General features: G+C 61.3%; 24 protein-coding genes. 9 read left to right on the forward strand and 15 right to left on the reverse strand.

Annotated features, from left to right (window positions below; genetic code table 11):
- Window positions 1-3: 3 nt before the first annotated feature.
- The 9 genes from HGO38_RS24930 to HGO38_RS24970 all read right to left on the reverse strand — a co-directional run bounded on the left by HGO38_RS24930 (window position 4) and on the right by HGO38_RS24970 (window position 10,529).
- The gene (locus tag HGO38_RS24930; protein WP_250958526.1) at window positions 4-735 is read right to left on the reverse strand and encodes a nucleotidyltransferase family protein; all 732 of its coding nucleotides are present in this window, start codon (window positions 733-735) and stop codon (window positions 4-6) included.
- On the reverse strand, window positions 732-2,255 hold the full coding sequence (gene tsaE / locus HGO38_RS24935) for a tRNA (adenosine(37)-N6)-threonylcarbamoyltransferase complex ATPase subunit type 1 TsaE (RefSeq protein WP_250958527.1): 1,524 nt from the start codon (window positions 2,253-2,255) through the stop codon (window positions 732-734). The genes HGO38_RS24930 and tsaE overlap by 4 nt, the downstream gene beginning before the upstream one ends.
- A gap of 4 nt (window positions 2,256-2,259) precedes the next feature.
- Complete coding sequence (locus tag HGO38_RS24940) at window positions 2,260-4,746, reverse strand: sensor histidine kinase (protein ID WP_250958556.1); 2,487 nt, start codon at window positions 4,744-4,746, stop codon at window positions 2,260-2,262.
- Between the two features lie 317 nt (window positions 4,747-5,063).
- Complete coding sequence (gene ahcY, locus HGO38_RS24945; protein WP_250958528.1) at window positions 5,064-6,464, reverse strand: adenosylhomocysteinase; 1,401 nt, start codon at window positions 6,462-6,464, stop codon at window positions 5,064-5,066.
- Window positions 6,465-6,652: 188 nt separating this feature from the next.
- A complete protein-coding gene (locus tag HGO38_RS24950) occupies window positions 6,653-6,937 on the reverse strand; it encodes an HPr family phosphocarrier protein (protein ID WP_250958529.1) in 285 nt (94 codons plus the stop codon).
- 12 nt (window positions 6,938-6,949) lie between these two features.
- Window positions 6,950-7,351, reverse strand: coding sequence for a PTS sugar transporter subunit IIA (locus HGO38_RS24955; RefSeq protein WP_250958530.1), 402 nt, complete (start codon window positions 7,349-7,351; stop codon window positions 6,950-6,952).
- Between the two features lie 108 nt (window positions 7,352-7,459).
- On the reverse strand, window positions 7,460-7,939 hold the full coding sequence (locus HGO38_RS24960; protein ID WP_250958531.1) for an HPr kinase/phosphorylase: 480 nt from the start codon (window positions 7,937-7,939) through the stop codon (window positions 7,460-7,462).
- Window positions 7,936-9,684, reverse strand: a complete 1,749-nt coding sequence (locus HGO38_RS24965; protein ID WP_250958557.1) for a sensor histidine kinase — start codon at window positions 9,682-9,684, stop codon at window positions 7,936-7,938. Before HGO38_RS24965 ends, HGO38_RS24960 begins: the two co-directional genes overlap by 4 nt.
- Before the next feature lie 116 nt (window positions 9,685-9,800).
- The gene (locus tag HGO38_RS24970; RefSeq protein WP_250958532.1) at window positions 9,801-10,529 is read right to left on the reverse strand and encodes a response regulator transcription factor; all 729 of its coding nucleotides are present in this window, start codon (window positions 10,527-10,529) and stop codon (window positions 9,801-9,803) included.
- Between the two features lie 337 nt (window positions 10,530-10,866).
- On the opposite strand from HGO38_RS24970, the gene HGO38_RS24975 reads away from it, so the two are divergent.
- The 4 genes from HGO38_RS24975 (at window position 10,867) to HGO38_RS24990 (ending at window position 14,234) form a co-directional block, all read left to right on the forward strand.
- The gene (locus HGO38_RS24975) at window positions 10,867-12,477 is read left to right on the forward strand and encodes a phosphoenolpyruvate carboxykinase (protein ID WP_250958533.1); all 1,611 of its coding nucleotides are present in this window, start codon (window positions 10,867-10,869) and stop codon (window positions 12,475-12,477) included.
- A gap of 108 nt (window positions 12,478-12,585) precedes the next feature.
- On the forward strand, window positions 12,586-13,020 hold the full coding sequence (gene arfB, locus HGO38_RS24980) for an alternative ribosome rescue aminoacyl-tRNA hydrolase ArfB (protein ID WP_250958534.1): 435 nt from the start codon (window positions 12,586-12,588) through the stop codon (window positions 13,018-13,020).
- Window positions 13,021-13,110: 90 nt separating this feature from the next.
- Window positions 13,111-13,566, forward strand: a complete 456-nt coding sequence (gene lysM, locus HGO38_RS24985; RefSeq protein ID WP_250958535.1) for a peptidoglycan-binding protein LysM — start codon at window positions 13,111-13,113, stop codon at window positions 13,564-13,566.
- 62 nt (window positions 13,567-13,628) lie between these two features.
- Window positions 13,629-14,234, forward strand: a complete 606-nt coding sequence (locus HGO38_RS24990) for an alpha-ketoglutarate-dependent dioxygenase AlkB family protein (RefSeq protein ID WP_250958536.1) — start codon at window positions 13,629-13,631, stop codon at window positions 14,232-14,234.
- Window positions 14,235-14,286: 52 nt separating this feature from the next.
- On the opposite strand, the gene coaA is transcribed toward HGO38_RS24990, so the two are convergent.
- The 6 genes from coaA to hisB all read right to left on the reverse strand — a co-directional run bounded on the left by coaA (window position 14,287) and on the right by hisB (window position 18,540).
- Complete coding sequence (gene coaA, locus HGO38_RS24995; RefSeq protein WP_250958537.1) at window positions 14,287-15,282, reverse strand: type I pantothenate kinase; 996 nt, start codon at window positions 15,280-15,282, stop codon at window positions 14,287-14,289.
- Window positions 15,282-15,608 carry a phosphoribosyl-ATP diphosphatase gene (locus HGO38_RS25000; protein ID WP_250958538.1) on the reverse strand — a complete coding sequence of 109 codons (327 nt, stop codon included), beginning with the start codon at window positions 15,606-15,608 and terminating at the stop codon, window positions 15,282-15,284. Before HGO38_RS25000 ends, coaA begins: the two co-directional genes overlap by 1 nt.
- Window positions 15,609-15,622: 14 nt before the next feature.
- Entirely contained in the window at window positions 15,623-16,411 is a 789-nt protein-coding gene (hisF, locus tag HGO38_RS25005; protein ID WP_250958539.1) for an imidazole glycerol phosphate synthase subunit HisF, read from the reverse strand.
- Window positions 16,408-17,160: a 1-(5-phosphoribosyl)-5-[(5-phosphoribosylamino)methylideneamino]imidazole-4-carboxamide isomerase gene (hisA, locus tag HGO38_RS25010; protein WP_250958540.1), complete on the reverse strand. Its 753-nt coding sequence runs from the start codon at window positions 17,158-17,160 to the stop codon at window positions 16,408-16,410. The genes hisF and hisA overlap by 4 nt, the downstream gene beginning before the upstream one ends.
- A gap of 37 nt (window positions 17,161-17,197) precedes the next feature.
- A complete protein-coding gene (gene hisH, locus HGO38_RS25015) occupies window positions 17,198-17,848 on the reverse strand; it encodes an imidazole glycerol phosphate synthase subunit HisH (RefSeq protein WP_250958541.1) in 651 nt (216 codons plus the stop codon).
- A gap of 95 nt (window positions 17,849-17,943) precedes the next feature.
- Entirely contained in the window at window positions 17,944-18,540 is a 597-nt protein-coding gene (gene hisB, locus HGO38_RS25020) for an imidazoleglycerol-phosphate dehydratase HisB (RefSeq protein WP_250958542.1), read from the reverse strand.
- A gap of 199 nt (window positions 18,541-18,739) precedes the next feature.
- Here hisB and hslV point away from each other — a divergent pair, with 199 nt between their 5' ends.
- The 5 genes from hslV (at window position 18,740) to HGO38_RS25045 (ending at window position 26,184) form a co-directional block, all read left to right on the forward strand.
- A complete protein-coding gene (hslV, locus tag HGO38_RS25025; protein ID WP_168475610.1) occupies window positions 18,740-19,270 on the forward strand; it encodes an ATP-dependent protease subunit HslV in 531 nt (176 codons plus the stop codon).
- A gap of 30 nt (window positions 19,271-19,300) precedes the next feature.
- The gene (gene hslU / locus HGO38_RS25030; RefSeq protein ID WP_250958543.1) at window positions 19,301-20,611 is read left to right on the forward strand and encodes an ATP-dependent protease ATPase subunit HslU; all 1,311 of its coding nucleotides are present in this window, start codon (window positions 19,301-19,303) and stop codon (window positions 20,609-20,611) included.
- A gap of 192 nt (window positions 20,612-20,803) precedes the next feature.
- Window positions 20,804-21,745: a DUF1402 family protein gene (locus HGO38_RS25035; protein ID WP_250958544.1), complete on the forward strand. Its 942-nt coding sequence runs from the start codon at window positions 20,804-20,806 to the stop codon at window positions 21,743-21,745.
- A gap of 166 nt (window positions 21,746-21,911) precedes the next feature.
- Window positions 21,912-23,900 carry a hydantoinase/oxoprolinase family protein gene (locus HGO38_RS25040; protein ID WP_284739548.1) on the forward strand — a complete coding sequence of 663 codons (1,989 nt, stop codon included), beginning with the start codon at window positions 21,912-21,914 and terminating at the stop codon, window positions 23,898-23,900.
- A gap of 112 nt (window positions 23,901-24,012) precedes the next feature.
- Window positions 24,013-26,184 carry a malate synthase G gene (locus tag HGO38_RS25045; RefSeq protein ID WP_250958546.1) on the forward strand — a complete coding sequence of 724 codons (2,172 nt, stop codon included), beginning with the start codon at window positions 24,013-24,015 and terminating at the stop codon, window positions 26,182-26,184.
- Window positions 26,185-26,240 lie beyond the last annotated feature (56 nt).

A 26,240-nucleotide genomic window follows, 5' to 3' on the forward strand; every position in this document is an offset into this window, starting at 1 on the left:
GGCCTAGACGTCGCTTGCCAGGCGGGCGATCACCTCTTCCGCCTCACCGATCGCGTCGGGCGTGCCGACCGTCAGCCAATGGCCGTCCAGGCCGATGCCATAGAGCCGGCCGGCAGCGATCGCCCGGTCGAAATAGATGTTGAGATTGAACGCGTCCGCCGGCGCATCGTCGAGCAGACCGGGCTGCATCACCAGTGCGCCGGCATAGATGACCGGATGGGGATCGCCGGCCTTGAAGCGGGTCAGTCGTCCGTCCGGTGCCAGGTTGAAATCATTCTTGCCGTTATGGCCGGTGGCGCGGGCCGGATCGGCGCAGAGCATCAGCATATCCATTCGAGCCGCGTCGAAGGCATCGCCCAGCCTTTGAAGATTGGTTTTCGCCGCCGTCTCGTTTTCGATCCAGAACAGATCGGCATTCATGACCAGCACGGGGCTGCGATCGAGCAGCTTCAATCCCTTGGCAAGTCCGCCGCCGGAGTTCATCAGCGCGGCGCGTTCATCGGAAACGACGATGTCCAGCCGGGAATAGTTCTTGAGATGATCCACCATCTGGTCGGCGAAGTGGTGGACATTGACCACGGCGCGGCGAACACCCGCCTCCGCCAGCAGATCGAGCGCATAGTCGATCATCGGCTTGCCGGCGACCCGCACCAGCGGTTTGGGGATCTGATCGGTTATCGGCCGCATCCGGGTGCCGAGCCCGGCTGCCAGGACCATCGCATGGGTGATTGTCATCGTTCCTGCAGGGTTGATTCGGTGTGTCCGATTCCAACTCTTGCACACCATTCCCGCAAGGGGGCAAGCGCCTCGTGCTCGAAGGCCACCGAAAGATGCCAGAGCGTGCGCGGCATATGCTTCATATAGGCGGGCTTCTTGTCGCGCTGCATCAGCCGGACCCAAAGCCCGTTAAGCTTGCAGGCCCGCTGCGCCGACATGATCGCCCAGCTCTTCAGGAACGAGGCCTCATCGAAGCCTCCGCCCATCCGCCGTGCGTCTAGATAGTCCTGCATCAACTGGTCAACCAACGGACGCTCCACGGTGACGCGGGCATCCTGAACGATCGATACAAGATCATAGGCGGACGGGCCGATCATCGCATCCTGGAAATCGATCAGGCCGATCCGCTCCATGCCCTCTTCCGCCGCCCGCCAGATGATGTTCGGCGAATGGAAATCGCGCAGCACCAGCGTCTTTTCAACGGTGGAGAGCTGGTCGATCAACCCGTCCCAGATGGCGAGATACTGCTGCCGCTCGTCGGTCGTGGCCGGTGCATTGCGTTTCCAGGGCAGGTGCCAGTCCAGCAGCAGCTCGACCTCCATCTTCATGGCGGTCCGGTCATAGTCGGGAATGCGGTGGACATGGTGGTCGGTTACCGGGATGTCCCGCTCGAAGGGCATCTGGTGCAGATGGGCGAGGCAGGCGACCGAGGCACGGTAGCGCTCCGGGATCGGCCGGCCCGCGTCATCGATCACCATGCCGGTGCCGAGGTCTTCGATCAGCAAAATGCCCTGCTCGTAATCGCCGCCGAGAACCTCCGGTGCGGCAAAGCCCTTGGCGCGCAGGCTTTTCGCCAGCGCGACGAAGGGGTAGACGTCTTCGGCGAGATGGGCGATCTGCGAATAGGGCTTTCCGTCGCGAATCGGCGGGCCGTTCGGCTGGCGCGGCGCATCCATCAGCACCATGCGGTCGTGGCCGGCGGCCCGAATATATTCGTAGGCGCGTGTCGAGGCGTCGCCGGTCAGATGCCGGCGTTGCGCATCGCCAAGTCCCTGGTTGTCGAGAAACTGCCGGATGGCCAGCACGCGGCGAACGCGGGCGAGCCTTTGCTCGGATCCGCCAATGGTCACACGCCGTCCGCCGCCGGGATCAAAATCGAAAGTCAGGGTGATCAGGTCGGCCGGCAGCAGATCGGCAGCCTTGTCAGGCCATTCCACCAGGCAGACGCCGGCCTCCAGCGCTTCCTCGAAGCCGAGTTCGTCAAGTTCCGACGGATCGCCCAGCCGGTAGAGGTCGAAATGGGCAACGGGCAGGCGCAGATCATAGGTCTGAACCAGGGTGAAGGTGGGACTGGGAACTTCAAGGTCGTCGTCATCGGCCATGGCGCGCAGCAAGGCCCGCGCCAGCGTCGACTTGCCGGCGCCCAGATCCCCCGACAGCGCCAGGCAATCGCCCCGCCGGACGGCGAGCGCCAGATCCTCTCCGAGCTTTGCCGTATCGGCGTCGCTGGCAAGCGACAGAGAGAGGGTTCCGGTCATGGCATCATTCGGCGGCGATGGACTGCGGCATGGTATTGGACGGGATGCGGCAGAGAACCGTGGTGCCCTGTCCGGGGCTGCTCTCGATCGACACGGTGCCATTGTGCAGGCTGACGAAGCTCTCGACGATCGAGAGGCCGAGGCCGGCGCCGCTGCGCTTGCCACCCTTGCCGCTGGCGGAAAACCGCTGGAAGACGGCGGGCAGCAGATCCTGGGCAATGCCGCAGCCATTGTCAGTGACGGAGAAGACGAAGTCTTCGTCTTCGCGCCAGCATTTCAGCGTGACGGAACCGCCTTCGGCCGAAAAATTGACAGCATTCGTCAGGATCTTGATGAGGATCTGCTTCAGACGCTGCTGGTCGGCAATTATCGTTCCAAGCTGCGCCGGGGCAGAGATCTCCAGCGTCACATTGCTTTCCTGCAGCCGGTCGGTCATCTGGATCGACACATCGTCCAGAAGATCGCCCAGGTCGATCTGCGAATAGTTGAGCCGCATGATCCCCGCATCGACGGTCGCCAGATCGAGAATGTCGTTGACGATGGTCAAAAGCACCGAAGACGATGTGGAGATATGGTCGACATATTCCGACTGGCGCTGGTTGAGCGGACCGGTCGAAGGGGCTTTCAGAAGATCGGTGAAGCCGATGATATTGGTCAGCGGTGACCGGAGCTCGTAGGATACGTGCTGGACAAAATCGTTCTTGAGCTCATCGGCCTTGCGCAGCGCTTCGTTCTTCTCCTTGAGTGCCCGTTCGGCACGGACGCTATCGGTCATGTTGACGAAGGTCAGCATGGTCTGGGCGTTCGGCAGCGGGATGACGGCATAGTCGAGGACGAGGCCTGAAAACAGCTCGATGGTGCCATCGCTCGACGGCCGCTCGTCTTCAAAGCTGGTGATCATCTGGCTGAAGGCCTTCCAGCCATCCGCTTTATCATAAGAGGGCGCACAGGCCGTCTCGATGGCACGGATATGGGTGCCCGGCGTTGCTTCCGCTTCGCTGATGCCCCAGAGGGCCCGGAAGGCCGGGTTTGAAAGCCGGATGCGGCCGTCGGGCCCGAACACGGCGACCCCTTCGGACAGATGGTCGATGGTCTCGCCCTGAACCCGCACCAGTGTGTTGTATCGTGTCTCGAGATCGACCTGCTCGGTCAGGTTCTCGAAGACCCAGGTCGCGCCACCCTGCGGATGGGCGGAGGCGATAACCCGCAGCGTCTGCCCGTTGGGCAGATGCCAGAGGTCCGTCTGGGTATCGATGGCCCGGTAGACCGAAAGCGTATTTTCCTTCCAGGTCTTCCAGTTGAGCTGCTCCGGCAGCTTGTTGGCCGACCGCAGGCGATCGAGCAGCTCGCTATTGTCCGGCCGTGTTTCGAGAAACGCCGGCTCAAGACCCCAAAGCTGGACGAAGGCCTGATTGTAGAACTGCAGGCGGCGGTCGCCGTCAAAGATCGCCACAGGCGTCGCCAGATGATCCAGCGTTTCGGCATGGCTCTTCAAGGTGCGTTGCAGCTCTTCCTTCAGGGCTTCGGCGCGCGACACGTCGATGGCCATGCCGCAGGAGCCGTTCGGCGTCTTGGTGTCGACCACATCGAAAAAGGTGCGGTTTCCGTGAACCACGGTGGAGACCGTGTCATGAAACGCACTCTCGGGCGTCAGAACCGCACGGATTCTCTCCCGCACGATGGAGCCGAGAATCTCACGGCCGTCTCCAATAGCCTCGCCGGGCGAACCCGCTTCGACTGCCTCGCCATAGGCAGGGTTGACCCAGGTCAGGCGTCCCTCGTTGTCGCGCTGCCAGACCGGCTGTTCGATCGCGTCGAGCAAGGCCTCGAAGGTCTCGACGGCATTTTTCATCCGGGCCTTTTCGATCTTCAACTCGGCCAGTTCGGCGCGCAGGTTGTTGAGGGCCACGAACCGCGCAAAGGCGCGTCCGCCCGACACGCGACCCTGGATTTCCAGCACTTCGTCCCGCTGGGTTTCAACAATCAGATCGAAGCTCTGGGCATTGAACCGCAGTCGCTCGATGGCCTGGTCGAGTTCGATGGCAGAACTGGCTTTCAGCCATCTGCCGAAAGCCAGGAAGTCGTTGTCGCCCTGCGGTGCGCCGGTTTCGCCCGGCAAGTGGCCGAGAAATTCAGGCTTGCCATTGTGCCCGTCCCAGATGACGATCCGCCGGTTCTTGTCCGCGATCAGGGCCTGATAACGGGAGATGCGCTGATGGGCGTCCGAGAGTGCCGAGCGGATTTCCTGGCTCTCCGCTTCGATGCTGCCGCGCTGCCGTTGCAGCCAGAGGGCTGACAGGGCCGTCGCCGAGATGGCGCCGATGACCAGCGCCAGGCCGACGATCTCGAAGGACGTAATGCTCGACGTCGATGCCGGCAGAACGGATTCCGCCCGTGCCGCGCCGGCAGCGATGGCAAATCCGGCAAGCGCCGTGCCGGCGCGAAGACGATGGCAGGCGTCGATCACGGCACGGCCCTTGCCGCGTCCCATGATGCCGCATCGAAACAGACCGCCAGCAGAGGAACGGATCCACCCACGCGTCGCTGTTTGATCGGCGCCGCCCTTGGTGACCGGGGCGCTCGAAAATTCTTTTTTTACCGACATCCTCGGTCTGTCTCCGTCATATGTGCCGCATCGTCGACAAGACATCCCAATTTCGCATCGCTGCAGGAACGCAAGCGGTGCGAATCAAGTTCTAAAACAATACCGTCTAAGGGAATCTGCGGAAAGGGCGCGCCCTAAAAAAGAAAACGCGACCTTTGTCAAGGCCGCGTTACACCATATGTTGTGGATATGGAGGGGGTCTGTTAATATCTGTAGTGGTCTGCCTTGAACGGGCCAGTCGTCGTCACGCCGATATAGGCGGCCTGCTCGTCGGAGAGTTCGGTCAGCTTGACGCCGAGCTTGGCGAGATGCAGGCGAGCCACCTTCTCGTCGAGGTGTTTCGGCAGAACGTAGACTTCGTTCTTGTAGTGATCGGGCTTGGTGAACAGCTCGATCTGCGCCAGAACCTGGTTGGTGAACGAGGCGGACATCACGAAAGACGGATGACCTGTAGCATTGCCAAGGTTCAGCAGGCGGCCTTCCGACAGAAGGATCATGCGGTTGCCCTTGGGGAACTCGATCATGTCGACCTGTGGCTTGATATTGGTCCATTTCAGGTTCTTCAGCGAGGCAACCTGGATCTCGTTGTCGAAGTGGCCGATATTGCCGACGATCGCCATGTCCTTCATCTCGCGCATATGCTCGATGCGGATGACGTCCTTGTTGCCGGTCGTGGTGATGAAGATGTCGGCGGAAGATACGACGTCTTCAAGGGTGACCACCTCGAAACCGTCCATGGCGGCCTGCAGGGCGCAGATCGGATCGACTTCCGTGACCTTGACGCGGGCGCCGGCGCCGCTCAGCGACGCAGCCGAACCCTTGCCGACATCGCCATAACCGCAGACGACGGCAACCTTGCCGGCCATCATCACGTCGGTGCCGCGGCGAATGCCGTCGACCAGCGATTCCTTGCAACCGTACTTGTTGTCGAACTTCGACTTGGTGACGCTGTCGTTGACGTTGATGGCCGGGAAGGGAAGCAGGCCCTTCTTGCTCAGCTCATACAGGCGGTGGACGCCGGTGGTGGTCTCTTCGGTCACACCCTTGATGGCATCACGCTGCTTGGTGAACCAGCCGGGCGATTCCTTGAGGCGCTTCTTGATCTGGGCGACCAGAATGACTTCTTCTTCGGACTGCGGGTTGGACAACACGTCCTCGCCGGCCTCGGCGCGGGCGCCCAGCAGGATATACATGGTGGCATCGCCGCCATCGTCGAGGATCATGTTGGAGAAGCCGCCATCGGTCCACTGAAAGATCTTGTCGGTATAGGTCCAATAGTCTTCAAGGCTCTCGCCCTTGATCGCAAAAACCGGAACGCCGGTTGCAGCGATTGCGGCTGCGGCATGGTCCTGGGTGGAGAAAATGTTGCAGGAGGCCCAGCGAACCTCGGCGCCGAGCGCCGTCAGGGTTTCGATCAGGACAGCCGTCTGGATCGTCATGTGCAGCGAGCCGGTAATGCGGGCGCCCTTGAGCGGCTTCGTCGCGCCAAGCTCTTCGCGGCAGGCCATCAGGCCGGGCATTTCGGTTTCCGCGATGTCCAGTTCCTTGCGGCCGTAGTCGGCAAGACCGATATCGGCAACAATGTAGTCTGTATGTGTGCTCATGAAGCTCTCCAGGCGAGGATTGAGACGCTTTTGACCTGTTTTCCAATTTGGAAAGCCAGCCATGACGCCGATGGCACCGGCGCTTTTGAGCGACGGATCTCTACCCGCTGATTAGCAGGTTTTCCTCAGTCTGGCAATAAAGATATAAAGAAGTCTTTATGTCTTTATGTTCGTTATCTGGATCGACGTCAGATTTCCTCGCCGAACCGGTTGGCGATCAGCTGCTCCAGCGCATCCAGCGCTTCCAAGGCCTGGAGACCGCTCGCCGTCACGAAAATCGTGCTGCCGGGGCTGGCGGCCAGCATCATCAGACCCATGATCGAGGTCCCGCCGACGGTCGTGCCGTCCCTGGTAACGGTAATCGCCGCGTCATAACCCTGAACGGTCTGGACAAATTTGGCCGAAGCCCGGGCATGCAGGCCGCGCTTGTTGACGATCAGCAGTTCACGGCAAAGGGGATTGGACGAATTCAAGGGCCTGATCCGCTATTTGCCGCTGAGAACGCGGCTTGCGACATTGATGTATTTCCGTCCGGCCTCGGAGGCATCGATCAATGCCTTTTCCATGTTGTTGTCGCCGCGCACGCCCGCCAGCTTGATCAGCATGGGCAGGTTGACCCCGGCGATCACTTCGATCCGACCATTGTTCATGACCGAGATGGCAAGATTGGAGGGCGTCCCGCCAAACATGTCGGTGAGGATGATGACGCCATGTCCGTCATCGGCGCGCATCACCGCGTCGAGTATATCCTGACGGCGCTGATCCATGTCGTCTTCCGGACCAATGGATACCGTTTCAATAAACTTCTGTGGGCCCACCACGTGCTCCACAGCGTAACGAAACTCTTCAGCCAGCTTGCCATGGGTGACAAGCACAAGTCCGATCATTCGATTATAGCTCCCTAGCTTTACGCTACCGATCGCCAGTTACCGCAATGCAACAGGTTCGTCCATCATCGGGCCGCCATCTTGGCAATGAAAATGCGAAGTGCAAGCTTAAAATGATAGACTTTTGGACGAGGTCTTGCTTGAACGCATGGAAATCAGCGCCGCTATTGATGCCAACGGCTCACCTATATCGCGGGCTATGCGGATTGCCGGCAGGCGGCCATGCGGCAAAACATCGACGATCTCGTCCTCCGGCGGAAGTCGTTCAGCGTCGTCTCTTGCCACTGGAAGAATAGCATAATCCAGAACCGCGGCGCCGATATGCGGGATCCTCACGATGGCGCTATGGCGCAACTCGAGAAGGCCCTGGATACTCGCCGGCCCGCTGGCAATCAGCCGATCCCCATGTGTGGAGATCAGAACCCGATCGTCGGAGACCAGTGCCGCATATTGCCCTCGTCGATGGGCGTCGGCCAGGCATGCAAAGGCCAGCGACGATTTGCCTGCACCCGAAGGCCCAAGGAACAGCAGGCCCATGGTGCCGACGACGATCGCTGTCGCATGCACATTGGCAGGCGGCGCGCTCATTGTGCGGGCTCGACCGGCAAGGTCAGGACGAATCGGGCGCCCTTGATGGTCCCGGTCTCGCTGTCGATCATGTTCTCCGCCCGCAGCGTGCCGCCATGCGCTTCGGCGATCTGCCGGCTGATCGAGAGACCGAGGCCGGAATTCTGGCCGAAACTCTCGCCTTCCGGCCGGTCGGTGTAGAACCGCTCGAAGATCCGATCGATGTCTTCGGCTTGAATGCCGGGACCGTTGTCCTCGATCTGCACCGTGCAGCGGCTGCGGGTCCGCGACAGCCGGACCGAAATCTTGCCACCCTTCTCCGGAACGAAGGAGCGCGCATTCTCGATCAGATTGGTAATGATCTGGCCAAGCCGCAGATCGTGGCCATTGACCATGAACCGCGTCCGGCTGCCGGGTTTCTGGTCGACCAGGTAATCGAGTTCGACAGGTTTCTTGGTGCTGCGGATCTGCCGCGACACTTCGACCAGATTGCCGAGCAGCGCCTCCATGTCGACCGGCTTGGCATCGGTGCGCGCCAGTTCTGCGTCGAGCCGCGACGCATCGGAGATATCGCTGATCAACCGGTCGAGCCGGCGCACGTCGTGCTGGATGACATCCATCAGCCGCTGCTTGGACTGTTCGTTGCGGGCCAGCGGCAGGGTCTCGACGGCGCTGCGCAGCGAGGTCAGCGGGTTCTTCAACTCGTGGCTGACATCGGCGGCAAAGCTCTCGATCGCATCGATACGGTCATAAAGGGCATTGGTCATTTCTCGCAGGGCAATGGAAAGATTGCCGATCTCGTCCTGTCGGGCGGAGAAATCCGGTATTTCCTCGCGCTCTTTGGCGCCGCGCCGAACCCGGATCGCGGCCGCCGAAAGGCGACGCAGCGGATTGGCGATGGTCGAGGACAAGAGCAGCGAGACGACGATATTGACGAGGGTCGCGACCCCGAACACCCGCAGGATTGCCAGCCGCTCCGCATGGACGATCTTGTCGATATCACCGGCCTGCGTCGACAAGAGCAATACGCCGAGAACGGCGCGGAAGCGTTGCACGGGCACGGCGACCGAAACGATCAGCTCGCCATTGTCCGTGACGCGTACCACGGCACCGCGCACGCCGGTCAGCGCATTCATCACTTCCGGATAGATCGATCCGTCGCCGCCGGGGGTTTCCTTGTAGAGCGGCAGGTTGCTCGGCTGCAGCAGCTTGTTGAACATGCGTGCCGGCCATCCCGCCCAGCCGCCACTCTCGGTCTCCAGAGGCGGCAGGTCGAAGCGAAGCACCTGACCGCGCGAATAGAGGTGCCGCGAATCAAGCAGCAGGTTGGCATCCGCGTCGAACAGCCGGGCGCGGGTGCGGGTCGGCGAAATCAGCCGGCGCAGCACCGGCGCGACGCGCTCCGGATTGATCGGAAATTCGAGATCCTCATCGTTGGGGACCGGCGTGATGCTCTGTCCCGCCTGCAGTTCCAGCAGTTTCTGCGGATCGATGGTGATGGAATTGGTATCCACCGATGCCGAGGCGGAAATCGCCCCGGCGATGATCTCGCCCTGGGTCAGCAGGCTCTCGACGCGGGCGTCGATCAGCCCCTCGCGGAACTGGTTGAGATACATGATGCCGCCGACCAGGACGACCAGGGCGGCGAGATTGAAGAACACGATGCGGCGTGTCAGGCTGGAAAACACCGCATTGCCGAAAATCCGGCGGATCAGAGTGAAGGGATGAGAAAAGAACGCCTTTGGCTCTTCGTCAAAGCCATCCAGCCTGTCCGCTTCCTTATCCGACAACCGCCGTTCCAACACTCAAACCTCTCGGATCGTACCGCAGCGCCCCGTAGGCACCGCCTCCGGCAAGGGCATAGCGACCGGCGGCGCGCTTGTCACGCCGCTTCGCGGAAACGGTAGCCAACCCCATAGAGCGTCTCGATCATATCGAAATCCGTATCGACCATTTTGAATTTTTTGCGCAGGCGCTTGATATGGCTGTCGATCGTGCGGTCGTCCACGTAAACCTGCTCGTCATAGGCGGCATCCATCAGCGCGTCGCGGCTTTTGACGACACCCGGACGCTGGGCGAGCGAATGGAGGATCAGAAATTCGGTAACGGTCAAGGTCACCGGATCCCCCTTCCAGGTGCAGGTATGGCGCTCCTGGTCCATGACCAGCTGGCCGCGTTCCAGATTGCGGGCCTGCTGCTCGCCGGCCGTCTTGGGGGTTCCGGCCGTGCCGGGCGCTGCACCTTCGCGACTGGCAGCCCGCCGAAGAATGGCTTTCACCCGTTCCACCAGCAGGCGCTGCGAGAACGGCTTGGTGATGAAGTCGTCGGCGCCCATCTTGAGGCCGAACAGTTCATCGATCTCTTCGTCCTTCGAGGTCAGGAAGATGACCGGTAGATCAGACTTTTGCCGCAGCCGCCGCAGCAGCTCCATGCCGTCCATGCGTGGCATCTTGATATCGAAAATTGCCAGCTGCGGCGGTCGCGCCAACAGGCCATCCAGCGCCGAAGCGCCATCGGTATAGGTCTCGACCTTATACCCTTCCGCTTCGAGGGCGATCGACACCGACGTCAGAATGTTGCGGTCGTCGTCAACAAGCGCGATTGTTTGCATGCAACTGGTCTCCGTCATCATGAAGCGCAACTCCTGGCATTTTCCCAGCCCGGGTTATGGCAGTGTTGCAGCGCTTAATGAGGATAAAGGTGGAACAAATTGTGGCAAAGATAAAGACCCGGGCCTAAGCGGCTTCCAAATTGGCTGTATAGGGAGGCGAGCGAGCCCTCAGAAAGTGCCTTTTCAAAACGATTAAAAAAGGCCGCAGCAAATTTAAATCGATTAAATAATTGAAATTATTGATATATTTCTTGGTATGGCTTGCGTTTATCGAAAAGCGGTTCTAGGTTCGCCGAAAATTCAAACGCATTCACCCATTTGAAAAGGAAGAGTGACCATGGAGGAGCTTGGAGTGAACAATCCCTTGATCGGGGTCGAGACCATTGGTCTGGGAGCGGCTGCCCGCGTCCATTATAATGCTCAGCCGGGTGAACTCTACGAAGAAGCGATCAGGCGTGGCGAGGCGGTGCTGACCGCCGATGGCGCACTTTGCGCTGACACCGGACAGCATACCGGCCGCTCGCCCAAGGACAAATACATTGTTCGCGACCACCACACCGACAGCCAGATCTGGTGGGACAACAACAAGCCGATGTCTCCGGAGCAGTTTGCCCTTCTGCATCAGGACATGCTCGCCCATGTGGCCGGCAAGGACCTCTTCGTGCAGGATCTGATCGGCGGCGCCGATGAGCAGAACGCCCTGCCGACCCGCATCATCACCGAGTTTGCCTGGCATTCGCTGTTCATCCGCAATCTGCTGATCCGGCCGGATCGTTCGACGCTTGCCGATTTCCAGCCGAAGTTCACGATCATCGATCTTCCGAGTTTCCGAGCCGATCCCGAGCGTCACGGCTGCCGCTCCGAAACGCTGATCGCCTGCGACTTCACCAACAACCTCGTGCTGATCGCCGGTACAAGGTATGCCGGCGAGATCAAGAAGTCGGTCTTCACCGCTCTCAACTATCATCTGCCGGCCAAGGGCGTCATGCCGATGCATTGCTCGGCCAATGTTGGCCCCGACGGCGATGCTGCCGTCTTCTTCGGTCTGTCGGGCACCGGCAAGACCACCCTGTCGGCCGATCCGACGCGCACCCTGATCGGCGATGACGAGCATGGCTGGGGCGAAGACGGCATCTTCAACTTCGAAGGTGGCTGCTACGCCAAGACCATCCGCCTGTCTGCTGAAGCCGAGCCGGAAATCTACGCCACGACGAAGCGCTTCGGCACCGTGCTGGAAAACGTCATCCTGGACGAGAACCGCGTTCCGGATTTCAACGACGGCTCGAAGACCGAGAACACGCGCTGCGCCTATCCGCTGCACTTCATTCCGAATGCATCGGACACCGGTATCGCCGGCCATCCGAAGACGATCATCATGCTGACGGCCGATGCCTTCGGCGTGATGCCGCCGATCGCCCGCCTCTCGCCGGAACAGGCCATGTACCACTTCCTGTCCGGCTATACTGCCAAGGTGGCCGGCACCGAGCGGGGCGTGACCGAGCCGGAAGCAACCTTCTCGACCTGCTTCGGCGCACCCTTCATGCCGCGCCACCCGGCCGAATACGGCAACCTGCTGCGCGATCTGATCGATCGCCACGGCGTGGATTGCTGGCTGGTCAACACCGGCTGGACCGGCGGCGCCTATGGAACTGGTCACCGCATGCCGATCAAGGCGACGCGCGCGCTGCTGACTTCGGCCTTAAGCGGCGACCTGAAGAAGGTTGAGATGCGCATCGATCCGAATTTCGGCTTCGCGGTTCCGGTCGCGGTGGACGGCGTGGACAATTCCATCCTCGATCCGCGGTCGACCTGGGCCGATGGCAGCGATTATGATGCGCAGGCCAAGAAGCTGGTGGCGATGTTCATCACCAATTTCGCCAAGTTCGAGGACCATGTCGACGGCAAGGTTCGCGACGCGGCCCCGAGCGCCAATATCGCCGCCGAATAAGATTGCGGCCCATCCGATCGCAAAGCCCGGCGAAAACACTTCGCCGGGCTTTCGCATTTTTTCGGCAAGGCTGTTTTCGAGACGCCCCGGATATGGGATAGACCGATCATGGCCAGCGACGCGCTCTTCATCAATGACAGGATCACCATTGCCGGTTGGGAACTGACCGAGCAATTCGTGCTGGCCGGCGGTCCCGGTGGACAGAATGTCAACAAGGTCTCGACCGCCGTTCAGCTGTTCTTCAATCTCGTCGGCTCCCCGTCCATTCCGGACCGAATCAAGGACAATGCCGTCAAGCTTGCCGGCCGCCGCCTGTCCAAGGAAGGGGTGCTGCTGATCGAGGCGAGCCGTTTTCGCAGCCAGGAGCGTAATCGCGAGGATGCCCGCGAGCGGTTGAAAGAGCTGCTGCTGAAGGCCGCGGAGCCGCCACCACCACCCCGCCGCAAGACCAAGCCGACCAAGGGATCTGTGGAACGGCGCCTGAAGGCGAAGACCGGTAGGGGCGAAATCAAGAAGCTGCGCAAGGGCCCTGACAGCGATTAAATGCCTGCTCTGTAATTTAGCAAATCGCTTGTGTTTTCGGTGCAGCTGGTTTCATCTGCAGACGGGAAACACACATAAGGAGACCGTCCCATGGGATTGTTCAGCTTTATCAAGAATGCCGGCAAGAAGCTTGGCCTGGGTGGCGACGATGACGCTCCGCAGGCCGCAGCCGTCGAGAAGGAACTGGCGTCGCATGATCTCGGCACCGACAAGGTCCAGGTGACCGTCGTCGATGACAAGGTGGTGCTGAAAGGCGAAGTGAAGGACCAGACGGCGTTTGAAAAGGCCATCATTGCCGTTGGCAACACGCTCGGTATTTCCGCGGTGGAGGCTGGCGAGCTGAAGGTTGTCGATGCGCCTGCCGCCAAGGAACCGGTATTCTACACGGTCAAGAAGGGCGACAACCTCTGGAAGATTGCCGAAGCCCAGTATGGCAAGGGCAAGGGCGCCAAGAACACGGTGATCTTCGAGGCCAACAAGCCGATGCTGACCCATCCGGACAAGATCTATCCGGGCCAGGTCCTGCGCATTCCCGAACTCGACTAGACATCCGAATCATGACGGCGGTCCTTCCGGGACCGCCTTTTCATCAATGCAACGTGCCCCCGATGATCCTCTCGAATGGTATCCGCTACAGTCCCGACTACCTGGACGAGTCCCGGCAGCGGGCGCTCGTCGAGATGATTCGCGATATCGTGGCTGAGGCGCCGCTCTATGTACCGGTCATGCCGAAGACCGGCGTTGCCATGTCGGTCCGCATGACCAATTGCGGTTCGCTCGGCTGGGTTACCGACAAGGACCGCGGCTACCGATATCAGAGCGAGCATCCGGTGACGGGCAGACCCTGGCCGGCCATTCCAGAGGCCCTGCTGGAGATCTGGCGCGACCTTGCGGACTATCCGAAGCCGCCCGAAGCCTGCCTGATCAATTTCTACGAGGACGATGCCCGCATGGGGCTGCACCAGGATCGTGACGAGACTGATTTTGCGGCACCCGTCGTCTCGCTGTCGCTCGGCAATACCTGCCTGTTTCGCATCGGCGGAACCTCGCGCAAGGACCGGACCCAATCGCTGAAACTGAAAAGCGGTGACGCCATCGTCCTTGGCGGGGAGGGCAGGTTGTGCTTCCACGGCGTCGACCGGATTTATCCGGCGACATCTACGCTGCTTAAAAACGGCGGCCGCATTAATCTCACATTACGGCGCGTCACTTAAGTCTTGGCCGCAACGCGAGGATCTGCTGACCTTCCAATTCGAGGTGTGACACTCAGAGCTTTCTCAGCGCCACCTGCTCGATCAAGTGATTCTCGCCCTTCTGCAGGATGAGATCGGCGCGCGGCCGGGTCGGCAGGATGTTTTCGCGCAGGTTCTTGAGGTTGGTATTGGTCCACAGACCTTCGGCAATGTCCAGGGCCGCGGTCTCGCTGATCGCTGCATAGCGGTTGAAGTAGGAATTCGGGTCGCGGAACGCCGTTTCCCGCAGCCGCATGAACCGCTCGACATACCAGTGATGGATCTGGTCTTCCTGGGCATCGATATAGATCGAGAAGTCGAAGAAGTCGGAGACGATCGGCACGATCTTGCCATCGGCCGGCAGATCCCGCGATTGAAGGACATTGATCCCTTCAAAGATAAGGATATCCGGGCGGTCGACGACCTTGTATTCGTTCGGCAGCACATCATAGGTCAGATGCGAATAACACGGCGCCTTCACATTCGGCCGGCCGGCCTTGATCGCCGACAGGAAGCGCAGCAGCTGACCGGTATCGTAGCTTTCCGGAAAACCCTTGCGGTTCAGCTTGTTTTCGCGAATGAGCGTGGAATTGGGATAGAGAAAGCCATCGGTAGTGACCAGGTCCACCTTGGGGCTGGAAGGCCAGCGGGCCAGGAGCTCTTTCAGGATACGCGCCGTGGTCGATTTGCCGACGGCGACGGAGCCGGCAATGCCGATGACGAACGGGGTCTTGGTGACGTCGGCAAGGCTTAAGAATCGGTTGCGCTGTTCAAACAGCAGCTGCGAGGATTCGACATGAGCGGAAAGCAGGCGCGAAAGCGACAGATAGATCCGCCGCACTTCGGCCAGATCGACCGGATCGCCGATGGAACGCAGGCGATGCACCTCGTCGAGTGTCAATGTGAGCGGTGTATCGGCCCGAAAACGCGCCCATTCCTCCGAACTGAAGAAATGGTAGGGGGAGTAGTCGTTCGCCTGGAAATGGTCGAGCGCTTCCGGTCCTTCGGCTTCCCTGGTCGCTGTCATCATCAATTCTGCCGGCTGGCCTTTTCACTGAGACCCGACTGGGCCGTGCGCCGTTGAAGCTCGTCCATAACAGCTTGTAGCGGTATGTCGGAAATTTTCAATACGACCATCAGGTGATAGAGCAGGTCGGCACTTTCGCTGATCAGGCCATCGCGATCATGGGTGACGGCGGCAATCACGGTTTCGACGGCCTCTTCGCCAAGCTTTTTAGCGGCCCGCTCCTGCCCGGCCGCGACGAGCTTTGCCGTCCAGGACTCCTCCGGTCTGGCTTTCGCCCGCTCCGCCACGATCGTTTCCAGATCCGTCAGGGAAAATTCAGCTGTCGCCATGCTAGTCCGTCTCCTCAGTCGAGCCGCATCGCGATGCCGCTCTTGGCCATATAGGCCTTGGCCTGCGCAATGGAATAGGTTCCGAAATGGAAGATCGAAGCGGCCAGCACGGCTGTCGCATGTCCGTCCTTGATCCCGGCAACCAGGTCGTCCAGCGTGCCGACGCCCCCCGATGCGATCACCGGCACGCGCACGGCATCGGCAATGGTTCGCGTCAGTTCGAGATCGTAACCGATTTTCGTGCCGTCGCGGTCCATGGAGGTGACCAGCAGCTCACCAGCACCGCGTTCGACCATCTTCCTGGCGAACTCGACCGCATCGATGCCGGTCGGCGTGCGGCCCCCATGGGTGTAGATTTCCCAGGCGCTCGCATTGTCGCCGCCGGCCTCCTGCTTGCGCCGTTGCTTGGCATCGATCGACACGACGATGCACTGGTCGCCGAACTTGTCGGCCGCCTCGGCGATGAAATCCGGATTGGTCACCGCCGCCGAATTGATCGCCACCTTGTCGGCACCGCACAGCAGCAGCTTGCGGATATCGGCAATCGTGCGCACACCGCCGCCGACGGTCAGCGGCATGAAGCACTGGTCGGCCGTCTGCGCCACGACATCGAAGATCGTGTCGCGATTGTCCGACGATGCGGTGATGTCGAGGAAGCAGAGCTCATCGGCACCGGCGGCATCATAGGCCTTGGCGGCCTCGACAGGATCGCCGGCATCGATCAGATCGACGAAGTTGACGCCTTTGACGACGCGGCCGTCCTTGACGTCGAGGCAGGGAATGACACGGGCTTTCAGGGTCATGACGAAACCTCGTTGCGCGTTCTTGCCGCTTTGATCATCGTCAGCGCCTCGGCCGGATCGATGCGGCCGTCATAGAGCGCCCGGCCGGAAATGGCACCCTCAAGCTTGGCGGCGTCCGGCTCCAGCATGCGGCGGATATCGTCGATCGATGCCAGGCCGCCCGACGCGATAACCGGAATGGAAACGGCATTCGCCAGTTCCAGCGTCGAGGCCCAGTTGATCCCGGCCAGGATTCCATCGCGGTCGATATCGGTATAGATGATCGCCGAGACGCCGGCGCCTTCGAACTTGCGGGCAAGCTCGATCACGCCGAGTTCGGAGGCTTCCGCCCAGCCCTCGACGGCCACCTTGCCGCCCTTGGCGTCGATGCCGACGGCGACCTTGCCCGGAAAGGCCTTGCAGGCCTCGATCACCAGACCCGGATCGCGCACCGCGACCGTGCCGAGAATGACGCGGGACAGTCCCCGCGACAGCCAGCTTTCGATATGCTCCAGGGTGCGGATGCCGCCGCCGAGCTGCACCGGATTTCCGGTTGCCTTGAGGATGGCGTCGACGGCTTCGCCATTGACGCTCGAGCCGGCAAAGGCACCGTTGAGATCAACCACATGCAGCCATTCGAAGCCCTGGTCCTCGAAGGCCTTTGCCTGGGCGCCGGGATCGGTGTTGTAGACGGTGGCCTGGTCCATGTCGCCGAGCTTCAGGCGCACGCACTGGCCGTCTTTCAGGTCGATGGCGGGAAAGAGGATCATGCGAGGTCTCCGGCATAGGGTCGGCGGGCAGGGGCGATCATGGCGCCCACCGCAGGAAATTGGCGATCAGTGCCAGACCGAGCGTCTGGCTCTTTTCCGGATGGAATTGCGCACCCACCTTATTGTCGCGCCCGACAAAGGCGGTCATGGCGCCGCCGTAATCGGTGGTGGCGATCACATCGGCCTGATCGGCGGCTGCCAGATGGTAGGAATGCACGAAATAAGCATGCAGCCCGTCGGAGCCGGTCTTGATGTCGTCAAACAGCGCATGGGGGCGGTGAAGATCGAGCGTGTTCCAGCCGATCTGCGGGATTTTCAGGCTCGGGTCGCTCGGCGTCATCTCGATGACATCGCCCTTGATCCAGCCAAACCCCGAGGTCGTGGTCTTTTCCAGGCCACGGCTCGACATCAGCTGCATGCCGACGCAGATGCCGAAAAACGGCCGGCCTTTGGTTTCGACGGCTTCGACGACCGCCTCATGCATGCCGGCAACGGCATCGAGCCCGCGCCGGCAATCGGCATAGGCGCCGACACCCGGCAGCACGACGCGGTCGGCGCTGGCAACCCGCTCGGCCTTGTCGGTCAGTTCGATCTCGGCATCGATGCCCGCCTCGCGTGCGGCGCGCTCGAAGGCCTTGGTGGCCGAGCGCAGATTGCCCGAACCGTAGTCGATGATCACAACACGCATTGTCGCGTTCCTTTCGCCTGCAACGACCCGACACCGACTATGGCCGCATGTTGGGAAGCGATGAAAACCTGTCCAGTTCCGTGGACGGTGCCCGACTAGACCAGTGTGCCCTTGGTCGAGGGAACGCGGCCTGCCTGCCGGGGGTCGATCTCGGTGGCGGTTCTCAGCGCCCGCGCCACCGCCTTGAAGCAGGTTTCGGCAATATGATGGTTGTTGGCGCCGTAATGGTTCAGCACATGCAGAGTGATGCCGGCATTCTGTGCCAGCGCCTGAAAGAATTCACGCACCAGTTCCGTGTCGAAGGTACCGATCTTCGGCGCGCTGAAGGCGACGTTCCAGACCAGAAACGGCCGGCCGGAGACATCGATCGCCGCCTTGGTCATGGTCTCGTCCATGGCCAGATCAATCGAGGCATAACGCACGATGCCGCGGCGATCGCCGAGCGCCTTGGAAATCGCCTGGCCGATGGCGATGCCGGTATCCTCGACCGTATGGTGATCGTCGATATGCAGATCGCCCTTGACCCTTATATCCATGTCGATCAGCGAATGACGGCTCAACTGTTCGAGCATATGGTCGAAAAAGCCGACCCCGGTCGAGATCGTCGATGTGCCGGTGCCGTCGATCGTGACGGCAACGGCGACCGAGGTCTCGTTGGTGTTGCGGGAAATCTCGCCTTTGCGCTCTGCCATCGGGCTGCTCCATGGGGAATAACGGCCGTTCCATATCAGCAGGAGCGGGAAATATCCAGAAGTTCCATTGCGTTGCAGCCATGAGCCCAAAGCGTGACAAAGCGGCGTGATTGCAATCGCGCAAAGCCAACTTACATACAGGTTCGACGGGCCGCGGACGGCCCATGAAACGAGGCCCGCATGAAGGGCGAGGTGTTTGATGACGACAATTATTACAGTGCGCAAAGGTGGAACGGTGGTGATGGCCGGTGACGGCCAGGTGAGCCTCGGACAGACCGTGATGAAGGGCAATGCCCGCAAGGTGCGCCGCATCGGCAAGGGCGGCGAGGTGATCGCCGGCTTCGCAGGCGCGACGGCAGACGCCTTCACGCTGCTCGACCGGCTGGAAAAGAAACTCGAGCAATATCCCGGCCAGCTGATGCGGGCCGCCGTGGAACTCGCCAAGGACTGGCGCACCGACAAATATCTGCGCAATCTGGAAGCGATGATGCTGGTGGCCGACAAGACCATCACGCTGGCGATCACCGGCAACGGTGACGTGCTGGAGCCCGAACATGGCACGATCGCCATCGGCTCGGGCGGCAATTATGCCTTTGCCGCGGCCCGTGCCCTGATGGACACCGACAAGAGCGCCGAGGACATCGCCCGCCGCGCCATGCAGATCGCCAGCGATATCTGCGTCTATACCAATGGCAATGTGGTCGTCGAAACGCTGAGTGTCGACGCCTGACCTGCTCTCACGCCAAATGGAAAACCGGACATGACAACTTTTTCTCCCCGCGAGATCGTCTCCGAACTCGACCGCTACATCATCGGCCAGCATGACGCCAAACGCGCCGTGGCGATTGCGCTGCGCAACCGCTGGCGCCGCCAGCAGCTGGACGAGGACCTGCGCGACGAGGTGATGCCGAAGAATATCCTGATGATCGGGCCGACCGGTGTCGGCAAGACGGAAATCTCCCGCCGCCTGGCAAAGCTGGCCGGCGCGCCATTCATCAAGGTCGAAGCCACGAAGTTCACCGAAGTCGGCTATGTCGGCCGCGATGTCGAGCAGATCATCCGCGATCTGGTCGAGATCGGCATCGGCCTGGTGCGCGAAAAGAAGCGGATCGAGGTTGAGACCAAGGCCCATGCCGGTGCCGAGGAGCGTGTGCTCGATGCGCTGGTCGGCACCACGGCCTCGCCGGCGACGCGCGACAGCTTCCGCAAGAAACTGCGCGACGGCCAGCTCGACGACAAGGAAATCGATATCGAAGTGTCGGATACGGCAGGCGGCATGCCCGGCGGTTTTGAAATCCCCGGCATGCAGGGTGGCAATGTCGGCATTCTCAATCTGTCCGAGATGTTCGGCAAGGCCATGGGCGGACGCACCAAGAAGGTCCGCACCACGGTCAAGGCCTCCTATCCGGACCTCATTCGCGACGAATCCGACAAGCTGATCGACAATGAGGTCATCCAGCGCGAAGCCGTGAAGTCGGTGGAGAATGACGGCATCGTCTTCCTCGACGAAATCGACAAGATCGCCGCCCGCGACGGTGGCGTTGGCGCCGGCGTGTCGCGCGAAGGCGTGCAGCGCGATCTGCTGCCGCTGGTGGAAGGCACGACCGTTTCGACGAAATACGGTCCGGTGAAGACCGACCATATCCTGTTCATTGCCTCGGGTGCCTTTCACGTCTCCAAGCCGTCCGATCTTCTGCCCGAACTGCAGGGTCGCCTGCCGATCCGCGTCGAGCTGAAGCCGCTGACCAAGGAAGATTTCCGCCGCATCCTGACGGAGACCGAGGCCAGCCTGATCCGCCAGTACAAGGCGCTGATGGCGACCGAAGAGCTCAACCTCGACTTCACCGAGGATGCGATCGACGCCCTGGCCGATGTGGCGGTGCTGCTCAACACCTCCGTCGAGAATATCGGCGCCCGCCGGCTGCAGACCGTGATGGAGCGGGTACTGGACGAAATCTCGTTCAACGCACCCGACCGGGGTGGTTCGGCGGTGATGATCGATTCGGAGTATGTCCGCCAGCATGTCGGCGAACTTGCCGCCGATACCGACCTGTCGCGCTACATTTTGTGATGTTTGTGCACCTGTACCAGCCTTTCGACCATCCAATGCCGTATAATTGATGGTCTGAACGGTCGACAGGGGCAGGGCAACTTTTGTATGGAGGGCCGCGCCGCCGAGTGGGAGCGCGGGCCTCCCTTGGCCGGGATGGCGGTTAATCGGCGCGGCTTGCAACTTTCGCTTCAGGATCGGGATCTCACGATTGTGCGTCGTTTAACATTGGCCCTTTTCATTTCGCTTGCCTGCATGGCCACGTCGGCCGTGGCGGCACAGGTGCCGGCCGGCAATCGTCATGTCGAGCAACCGGCGATCCCGGGCGCGTCGGCAAAGCGCACCAAGGCCGGCAAGACCACTTTCGATCTGAAATACGACAAGGTCATCGAGCTTCTGGCGACGGATCGCCAATTGATGTCGAAGATCAAGAAAACGGCGGCCGACTACGGCATCGATCCGATCCATATCGTCGGCGCCATCGTTGGCGAGCATACCTATAATGTCGACGCCTATGACCGGCTGCAGAGCTATTACGTCAAGGCTGCGTCCTATGCCGGCAACAGCTTCAACTTTTCCTACAAGGACGAAAGCATCAAGCAGTTCGTCGCCCGGCCGGAATTTGCCGAATGCGGCAACCTGAGCGATTCCTATCTGCTGTGGACCTGCCGGGAAACGGTCTGGGAAAAGTCCTTCCGCGGCAAGACTGTCGCCGGCAAAAGCTACCCGAACAATCGCTTCAGCGCCGTCTTTTTCCAGCCCTTCTATGCGGGGCAGACCTTCGGTCTCGGCCAGATCAATCCGCTCACCGCCCTGATGATGTCGGACATGGTGGCCGCCAAGTCGAGATATCCCCGTCTCGACGAAAACGATGCGGCCGGCGTGTACAAGGCCATCATGGAGCCGGATATTTCGCTGGCCTACATGGCGGCGGTTCTGCGCAAATCGATCGACGATTACCGGTCGATCGCCGGCATGGACATCTCTCAGAACCCCGGCCTGACGGCCACGCTGTTCAATGTCGGCAGTTCACTGCAGCGGGCCCGCACCCTGGCCCATAAGAATGCCGGCAGTGCCGAACCCGTGTGGCCGGAAGAAAACTACTACGGCTGGCTGGTCAACGATCGGCTCGACGAGTTGAAGGCCCTTCTCTAGCCCCATCTGCCTGTAATGTCGTTTCGACGAGCGAAAATTGCGCTTCGTCAGCTGGCGGGCCGGCGCATGCCCATGGCATAACCTTGGCCAAAGCAGCTGCATCGAACAGGCTTGTCGCAACACAGTCCTGTCCTTCCGGAGTGATCCAGGCGTGACATCATCCATTATGCTCGGCATCGATACCGGCGGCACCTATACGGATGCCGTGCTGTTTCACGAGGAGTGGGGCATTCTTGCCAAGGCCAAGGCCCTGACGACGCGCCACGACCTTTCGGTCGGCATATCAGGCGCGGTCGAAGCGGTCCTTGAGCAATCCGGTATTGGCGTTGCTGCCATTGGTCTTGTCTCTCTGTCGACAACGCTTGCCACCAATGCGCTGGTCGAAGGGCAGGGCGGCCGGGCCGGGCTGGTGATGATCGGCTTCGGGCCGGAAGACCTGAAGCGCGACGGGCTGCACGATGCGCTGGGCAGCGATCCGGTGATCTTTTTGCCCGGCGGCCATGATGTGCACGGCAATGAAACGCCGCTTGATCTGGCAGCCCTTGAGCTGGCCTTGCCGGACCTCAAGAACGAAGTCTCGTCCTTTGCCGTCGCGGGCTTCTTCGCGGTCCGTAATCCGTCCCATGAAAATCGCGTGCGGGATCTCATTCGGCAGAGCTCCCATCTGCCGGTGACCTGCAGCCATGAACTGTCCTCCCGGCTGGGCGGACCGCGCCGGGCGCTGACCACGCTTTTGAATGCCCGGCTGGTCTCGATGATCGATCGGCTGATCGGTACCTGCGAGACCTTTCTTAGGCGCCGCGGCATCGATGCGCCGATGATGGTGGTGCGGGGCGACGGTGCCCTGATCTCGGCCACGGAGGCCAAGCTGCGGCCGATCGAGACCATTCTGTCAGGCCCCGCCGCCAGCCTGGTCGGCGCGCGGCATCTGACCGGGCTCGATGCGGCGGTGGTCTCGGATATCGGCGGCACGACCACGGATGTGGCCGTGATGGAAGACGGCCGGCCGCGGCTCGATGCCGACGGCGCCGTGGTCGGCGGCTATCGTACTATGGTGGAAGCGGTCGCCATGCGCACCTTCGGGCTTGGCGGCGATTCGGAAGTGCATATCGATGAGCGCGGCCTGGTGGCAAAGATCGAGCTTGGCCCTCGCCGCCTGGTGCCCCTCAGCCTTGCCGCGACGCTGCATGGCCCTGTCGTCATCGAAGCTTTGGAACGCCAGCTGCGCGCCACCCATCGCGGTCGCCATGCCGGACGGTTTGCGGTGCGCACCGGCGTGCCCGAGGCGCTGTCCGCTGGATTGTCGGCCCAGGAAGCAGCACTTCATGCTCGGATCGGCACCACGCCCATAGCGCTCGACGAATTGCTGACCGTCACGCCGCAAAAGGCGACCCTCGACAGACTGGTGTCGCGCGGCCTGGTGCATTTGTGTGGCATCACGCCGTCGGATGCCCTGCATCTGCTGGGTCGCCAGGGCCAGTGGAGCCGGGAAGCGGCCGATCTCGGCCTCCAGCTGGTGGCCCGCGCCAGGAGCGGCTCGGGCCAGCCGATCGCATCCTCGGCGGAAGACCTGGCAGACATGATCGTCGCGCGCCTGACCCGCCAATCGGCAGACGCTATTCTCGCGACAGTCCTTGCCGAAGACGGTCTTGGCGATATCGATCCGGCACGATCTGTGCTGATCGAACGGGCACTCGGCCGGCAACAGGGTATTCTGCGGCTGTCCCTGTCGCTGGATCGACCGCTGATCGGCCTCGGCGCGTCGGCACCCGTCTATTATCCGGCCATTGCCGAGGCGCTTTCGGTATCGGCCATCATTCCAGCCGATGCTGATGTGGCCAATGCGGTGGGTGCGGTGGTCGGCCAGATCCGCCATACCGTCACGATCTTCGTGACCTGTCCGGAAGACGGTCTCTTCGTTTTGTCGGGCGGGGGACAACAGCACCGAACCACGAATCGCGACGAGGCCTTCGCCTTGGCCCGCGCCATGGCCAGCCAAACGGCCCTCGGCCACGCCCGTGACAATGGTGCCGGCGATCCCTCGCTCAGCCTGCGCGAGGAGATCGATGCGCCTGTTATCGAAGGCGCCCCAAAATTGGTCGAAGCCAGGTTTATCGCCACCGCAAGCGGCAGACCAAGCATCGCTATCCGCTGATTGTTTCTGAATTGGCATAAATCTTTGTAATTCATGCCCGATTGACAATGAATGCAAAGAGGCGATTCTGCCGCTACAATGAAGCAAATTGCGAAAGTCGGGGAGAGAACCCATGAGCAGGATCGAAAAGCACGGACTGGCCATCGAAGCAGCGCTTCATGATTTCCTGGTGGAAGAGGCGCTGCCCGGCACCGGCATCGACGCGGATCGGTTCTTTGAGGCGTTTTCGGCGATCATCCATGATCTGGCGCCGCGCAACAAGGCGCTGCTCCAGACGCGCGACGACATGCAGGCCCGCATCGATGCCTGGTATCGGGAGAATGGCGCGCCGTCCGACCTCTCTGTCTACGAGACGTTCCTGAGGGAGATCGGCTATCTGCTGCCCGAAGGACCGGACTTTGCTGTTGCGACCAGCCATGTCGATCCGGAAATTGCCGAAATTGCCGGTCCGCAACTGGTCGTGCCGGTCATGAATGCCCGCTATGCGCTGAATGCCGCCAATGCCCGCTGGGGCTCGCTCTACGATGCGCTTTACGGCACCGATGCGATCTCGGAAGAGGATGGCGCGGAAAAGGGCAAGGGATATAACCCCGTCCGCGGCGCCAAGGTTATCGCCTGGGCCCGCGACTTTCTGGATGCATCCGCTCCCCTGGCCGACGGCACGTGGAGCGCGGTGACGAGCCTCAACATCGTCTCTGGTGGCCTTGCCATTGGCATTGGCGCAGATAGCACGACGTCCCTCAAAGACACCGGACAATTTGCCGGCTATATGGGCGACGTTTCCGCCCCGACATCCGTTCTTTTGCGCAAGAACGGCCTGCACACCGAGATTGTCATCGATGCCGAGGGCACGATCGGCCGGGAGGATGCGGCTCATATCAATGATCTCAGGCTCGAATCGGCAATCACCACGATCATGGACTGCGAGGATTCGGTGGCCGCGGTCGATGCCGAAGACAAGGTCGTCGTCTATGGCAATTGGCTCGGCCTGATGAAGGGCGACCTGGAGGAGCAGGTCGTCAAGGGCAGCCGCAGCTTTACCCGTACCCTCAACCCGGACCTGACCTTCACCGCACCGGATGGCTCGGCGTTTGACCTGCATTGCCGTTCGTTGATGCTGATTCGCAATGTCGGTCACCTCATGACCAATCCGGCGGTGCTCGACCGTAACGGCAACGAGGTTCCGGAGGGCATCATGGATGCGGTCATCACCGGCCTGATCGCGCTTCATGACATCGGCCCGAACGGTCGCCGCAGGAATTCCCGTGCCGGCTCGATTTATGTCGTCAAGCCAAAGATGCATGGGCCGGAAGAGGTCGCCTTTGCCTGCGAGATCTTCAGCCGCGTCGAACAGGGGCTCGGCATGGCGGAAAACACCATCAAGATGGGCATCATGGATGAGGAGCGCCGCACCACGGTCAACCTCAAGGAGTGCATTCGCGTCGCCAAGGACCGGGTTGTGTTCATCAATACCGGCTTCCTTGATCGCACCGGCGATGAAATCCATACCTCGATGGAAGCCGGCCCGATGATCCGCAAGGGCGACATGAAACAGGCATCCTGGATCGCCGCTTACGAAAACTGGAATGTCGACATCGGCCTGCAATGCGGCCTGTCCGGCCATGCCCAGATCGGCAAGGGCATGTGGGCCATGCCCGATCTGATGGCGGCCATGCTGGAACAGAAGATCGCCCATCCCAAAGCCGGCGCCAACACGGCCTGGGTTCCGTCGCCGACCGCCGCCACCCTGCACGCCACCCATTATCACCGGATCAATGTGGCCGAGGTCCAGGCGGGCCTGAAATCTCGCGCCCGTGCCAAGCTGAGCGACATTCTGTCGGTGCCGGTCGCCACCCGCCCCAACTGGACGCCGGAAGAGATCCAGCGGGAGCTGGACAACAATGCGCAGGGCATTCTGGGCTACGTCGTGCGCTGGGTCGACCAGGGCGTCGGTTGCTCGAAGGTTCCGGACATCAACAATGTCGGCCTGATGGAAGACCGCGCCACGCTGCGCATTTCTGCCCAGCACATGGCCAACTGGCTGCACCATGGCGTGGTCACGCGCGACCAGATCGTCGAGACCATGCAGCGCATGGCAGCCGTCGTCGACGGCCAGAATGCCGGCGACACGGCCTATCGCCCGATGGCTGGCCATTTCGACACGTCGGTCGCCTTCCAGGCAGCGCTGGAACTGGTGCTGATGGGTCGCGAGCAGCCGAACGGCTATACCGAGCCGGTTCTTCACCGTCGCCGGCGCGAGCTAAAGGCCCAGCTGGCAGCCTGAGGCCGGCTGCCGGATAACAAACAAAAAGGCCGCCGATCGCTCGGCGGCCTTTTTCT

It is taken from the genome of Rhizobium sp. CG5 (genome assembly GCF_023701945.1).
GTDB lineage: Bacteria > Pseudomonadota > Alphaproteobacteria > Rhizobiales > Rhizobiaceae > Allorhizobium.

Excerpts from the sequence above, each read along its gene's own strand:
- HGO38_RS24960 (WP_250958531.1), bottom strand. The coding sequence starts at position 7,939 with ATGAGCGCGCCGCCTGCCAATGTGCATGCGACAGCGATCGTCGTCGGC.
- HGO38_RS24930 (WP_250958526.1), bottom strand. The coding sequence starts at position 735 with ATGACAATCACCCATGCGATGGTCCTGGCAGCCGGGCTCGGCACCCGG.
- hisA (WP_250958540.1), bottom strand. The coding sequence starts at position 17,160 with ATGATCCTCTTTCCCGCCATCGACCTGAAAGACGGCCAGTGCGTGCGC.
- hslV (WP_168475610.1), top strand. The coding sequence starts at position 18,740 with ATGACGACAATTATTACAGTGCGCAAAGGTGGAACGGTGGTGATGGCC.
- ahcY (WP_250958528.1), bottom strand. The coding sequence starts at position 6,464 with ATGAGCACACATACAGACTACATTGTTGCCGATATCGGTCTTGCCGAC.
- HGO38_RS24955 (WP_250958530.1), bottom strand. The coding sequence starts at position 7,351 with ATGATCGGACTTGTGCTTGTCACCCATGGCAAGCTGGCTGAAGAGTTT.
- hisB (WP_250958542.1), bottom strand. The coding sequence starts at position 18,540 with ATGGCAGAGCGCAAAGGCGAGATTTCCCGCAACACCAACGAGACCTCG.
- tsaE (WP_250958527.1), bottom strand. The coding sequence starts at position 2,255 with ATGACCGGAACCCTCTCTCTGTCGCTTGCCAGCGACGCCGATACGGCA.
- HGO38_RS25000 (WP_250958538.1), bottom strand. The coding sequence starts at position 15,608 with ATGGCGACAGCTGAATTTTCCCTGACGGATCTGGAAACGATCGTGGCG.
- HGO38_RS24975 (WP_250958533.1), top strand. The coding sequence starts at position 10,867 with ATGGAGGAGCTTGGAGTGAACAATCCCTTGATCGGGGTCGAGACCATT.
- hisF (WP_250958539.1), bottom strand. The coding sequence starts at position 16,411 with ATGACCCTGAAAGCCCGTGTCATTCCCTGCCTCGACGTCAAGGACGGC.
- HGO38_RS25045 (WP_250958546.1), top strand. The coding sequence starts at position 24,013 with ATGAGCAGGATCGAAAAGCACGGACTGGCCATCGAAGCAGCGCTTCAT.
- HGO38_RS24990 (WP_250958536.1), top strand. The coding sequence starts at position 13,629 with ATGATCCTCTCGAATGGTATCCGCTACAGTCCCGACTACCTGGACGAG.
- lysM (WP_250958535.1), top strand. The coding sequence starts at position 13,111 with ATGGGATTGTTCAGCTTTATCAAGAATGCCGGCAAGAAGCTTGGCCTG.
- arfB (WP_250958534.1), top strand. The coding sequence starts at position 12,586 with ATGGCCAGCGACGCGCTCTTCATCAATGACAGGATCACCATTGCCGGT.
- HGO38_RS24940 (WP_250958556.1), bottom strand. The coding sequence starts at position 4,746 with ATGGGACGCGGCAAGGGCCGTGCCGTGATCGACGCCTGCCATCGTCTT.
- hslU (WP_250958543.1), top strand. The coding sequence starts at position 19,301 with ATGACAACTTTTTCTCCCCGCGAGATCGTCTCCGAACTCGACCGCTAC.
- hisH (WP_250958541.1), bottom strand. The coding sequence starts at position 17,848 with ATGCGTGTTGTGATCATCGACTACGGTTCGGGCAATCTGCGCTCGGCC.
- coaA (WP_250958537.1), bottom strand. The coding sequence starts at position 15,282 with ATGATGACAGCGACCAGGGAAGCCGAAGGACCGGAAGCGCTCGACCAT.
- HGO38_RS25040 (WP_284739548.1), top strand. The coding sequence starts at position 21,912 with ATGCTCGGCATCGATACCGGCGGCACCTATACGGATGCCGTGCTGTTT.
- HGO38_RS24970 (WP_250958532.1), bottom strand. The coding sequence starts at position 10,529 with ATGCAAACAATCGCGCTTGTTGACGACGACCGCAACATTCTGACGTCG.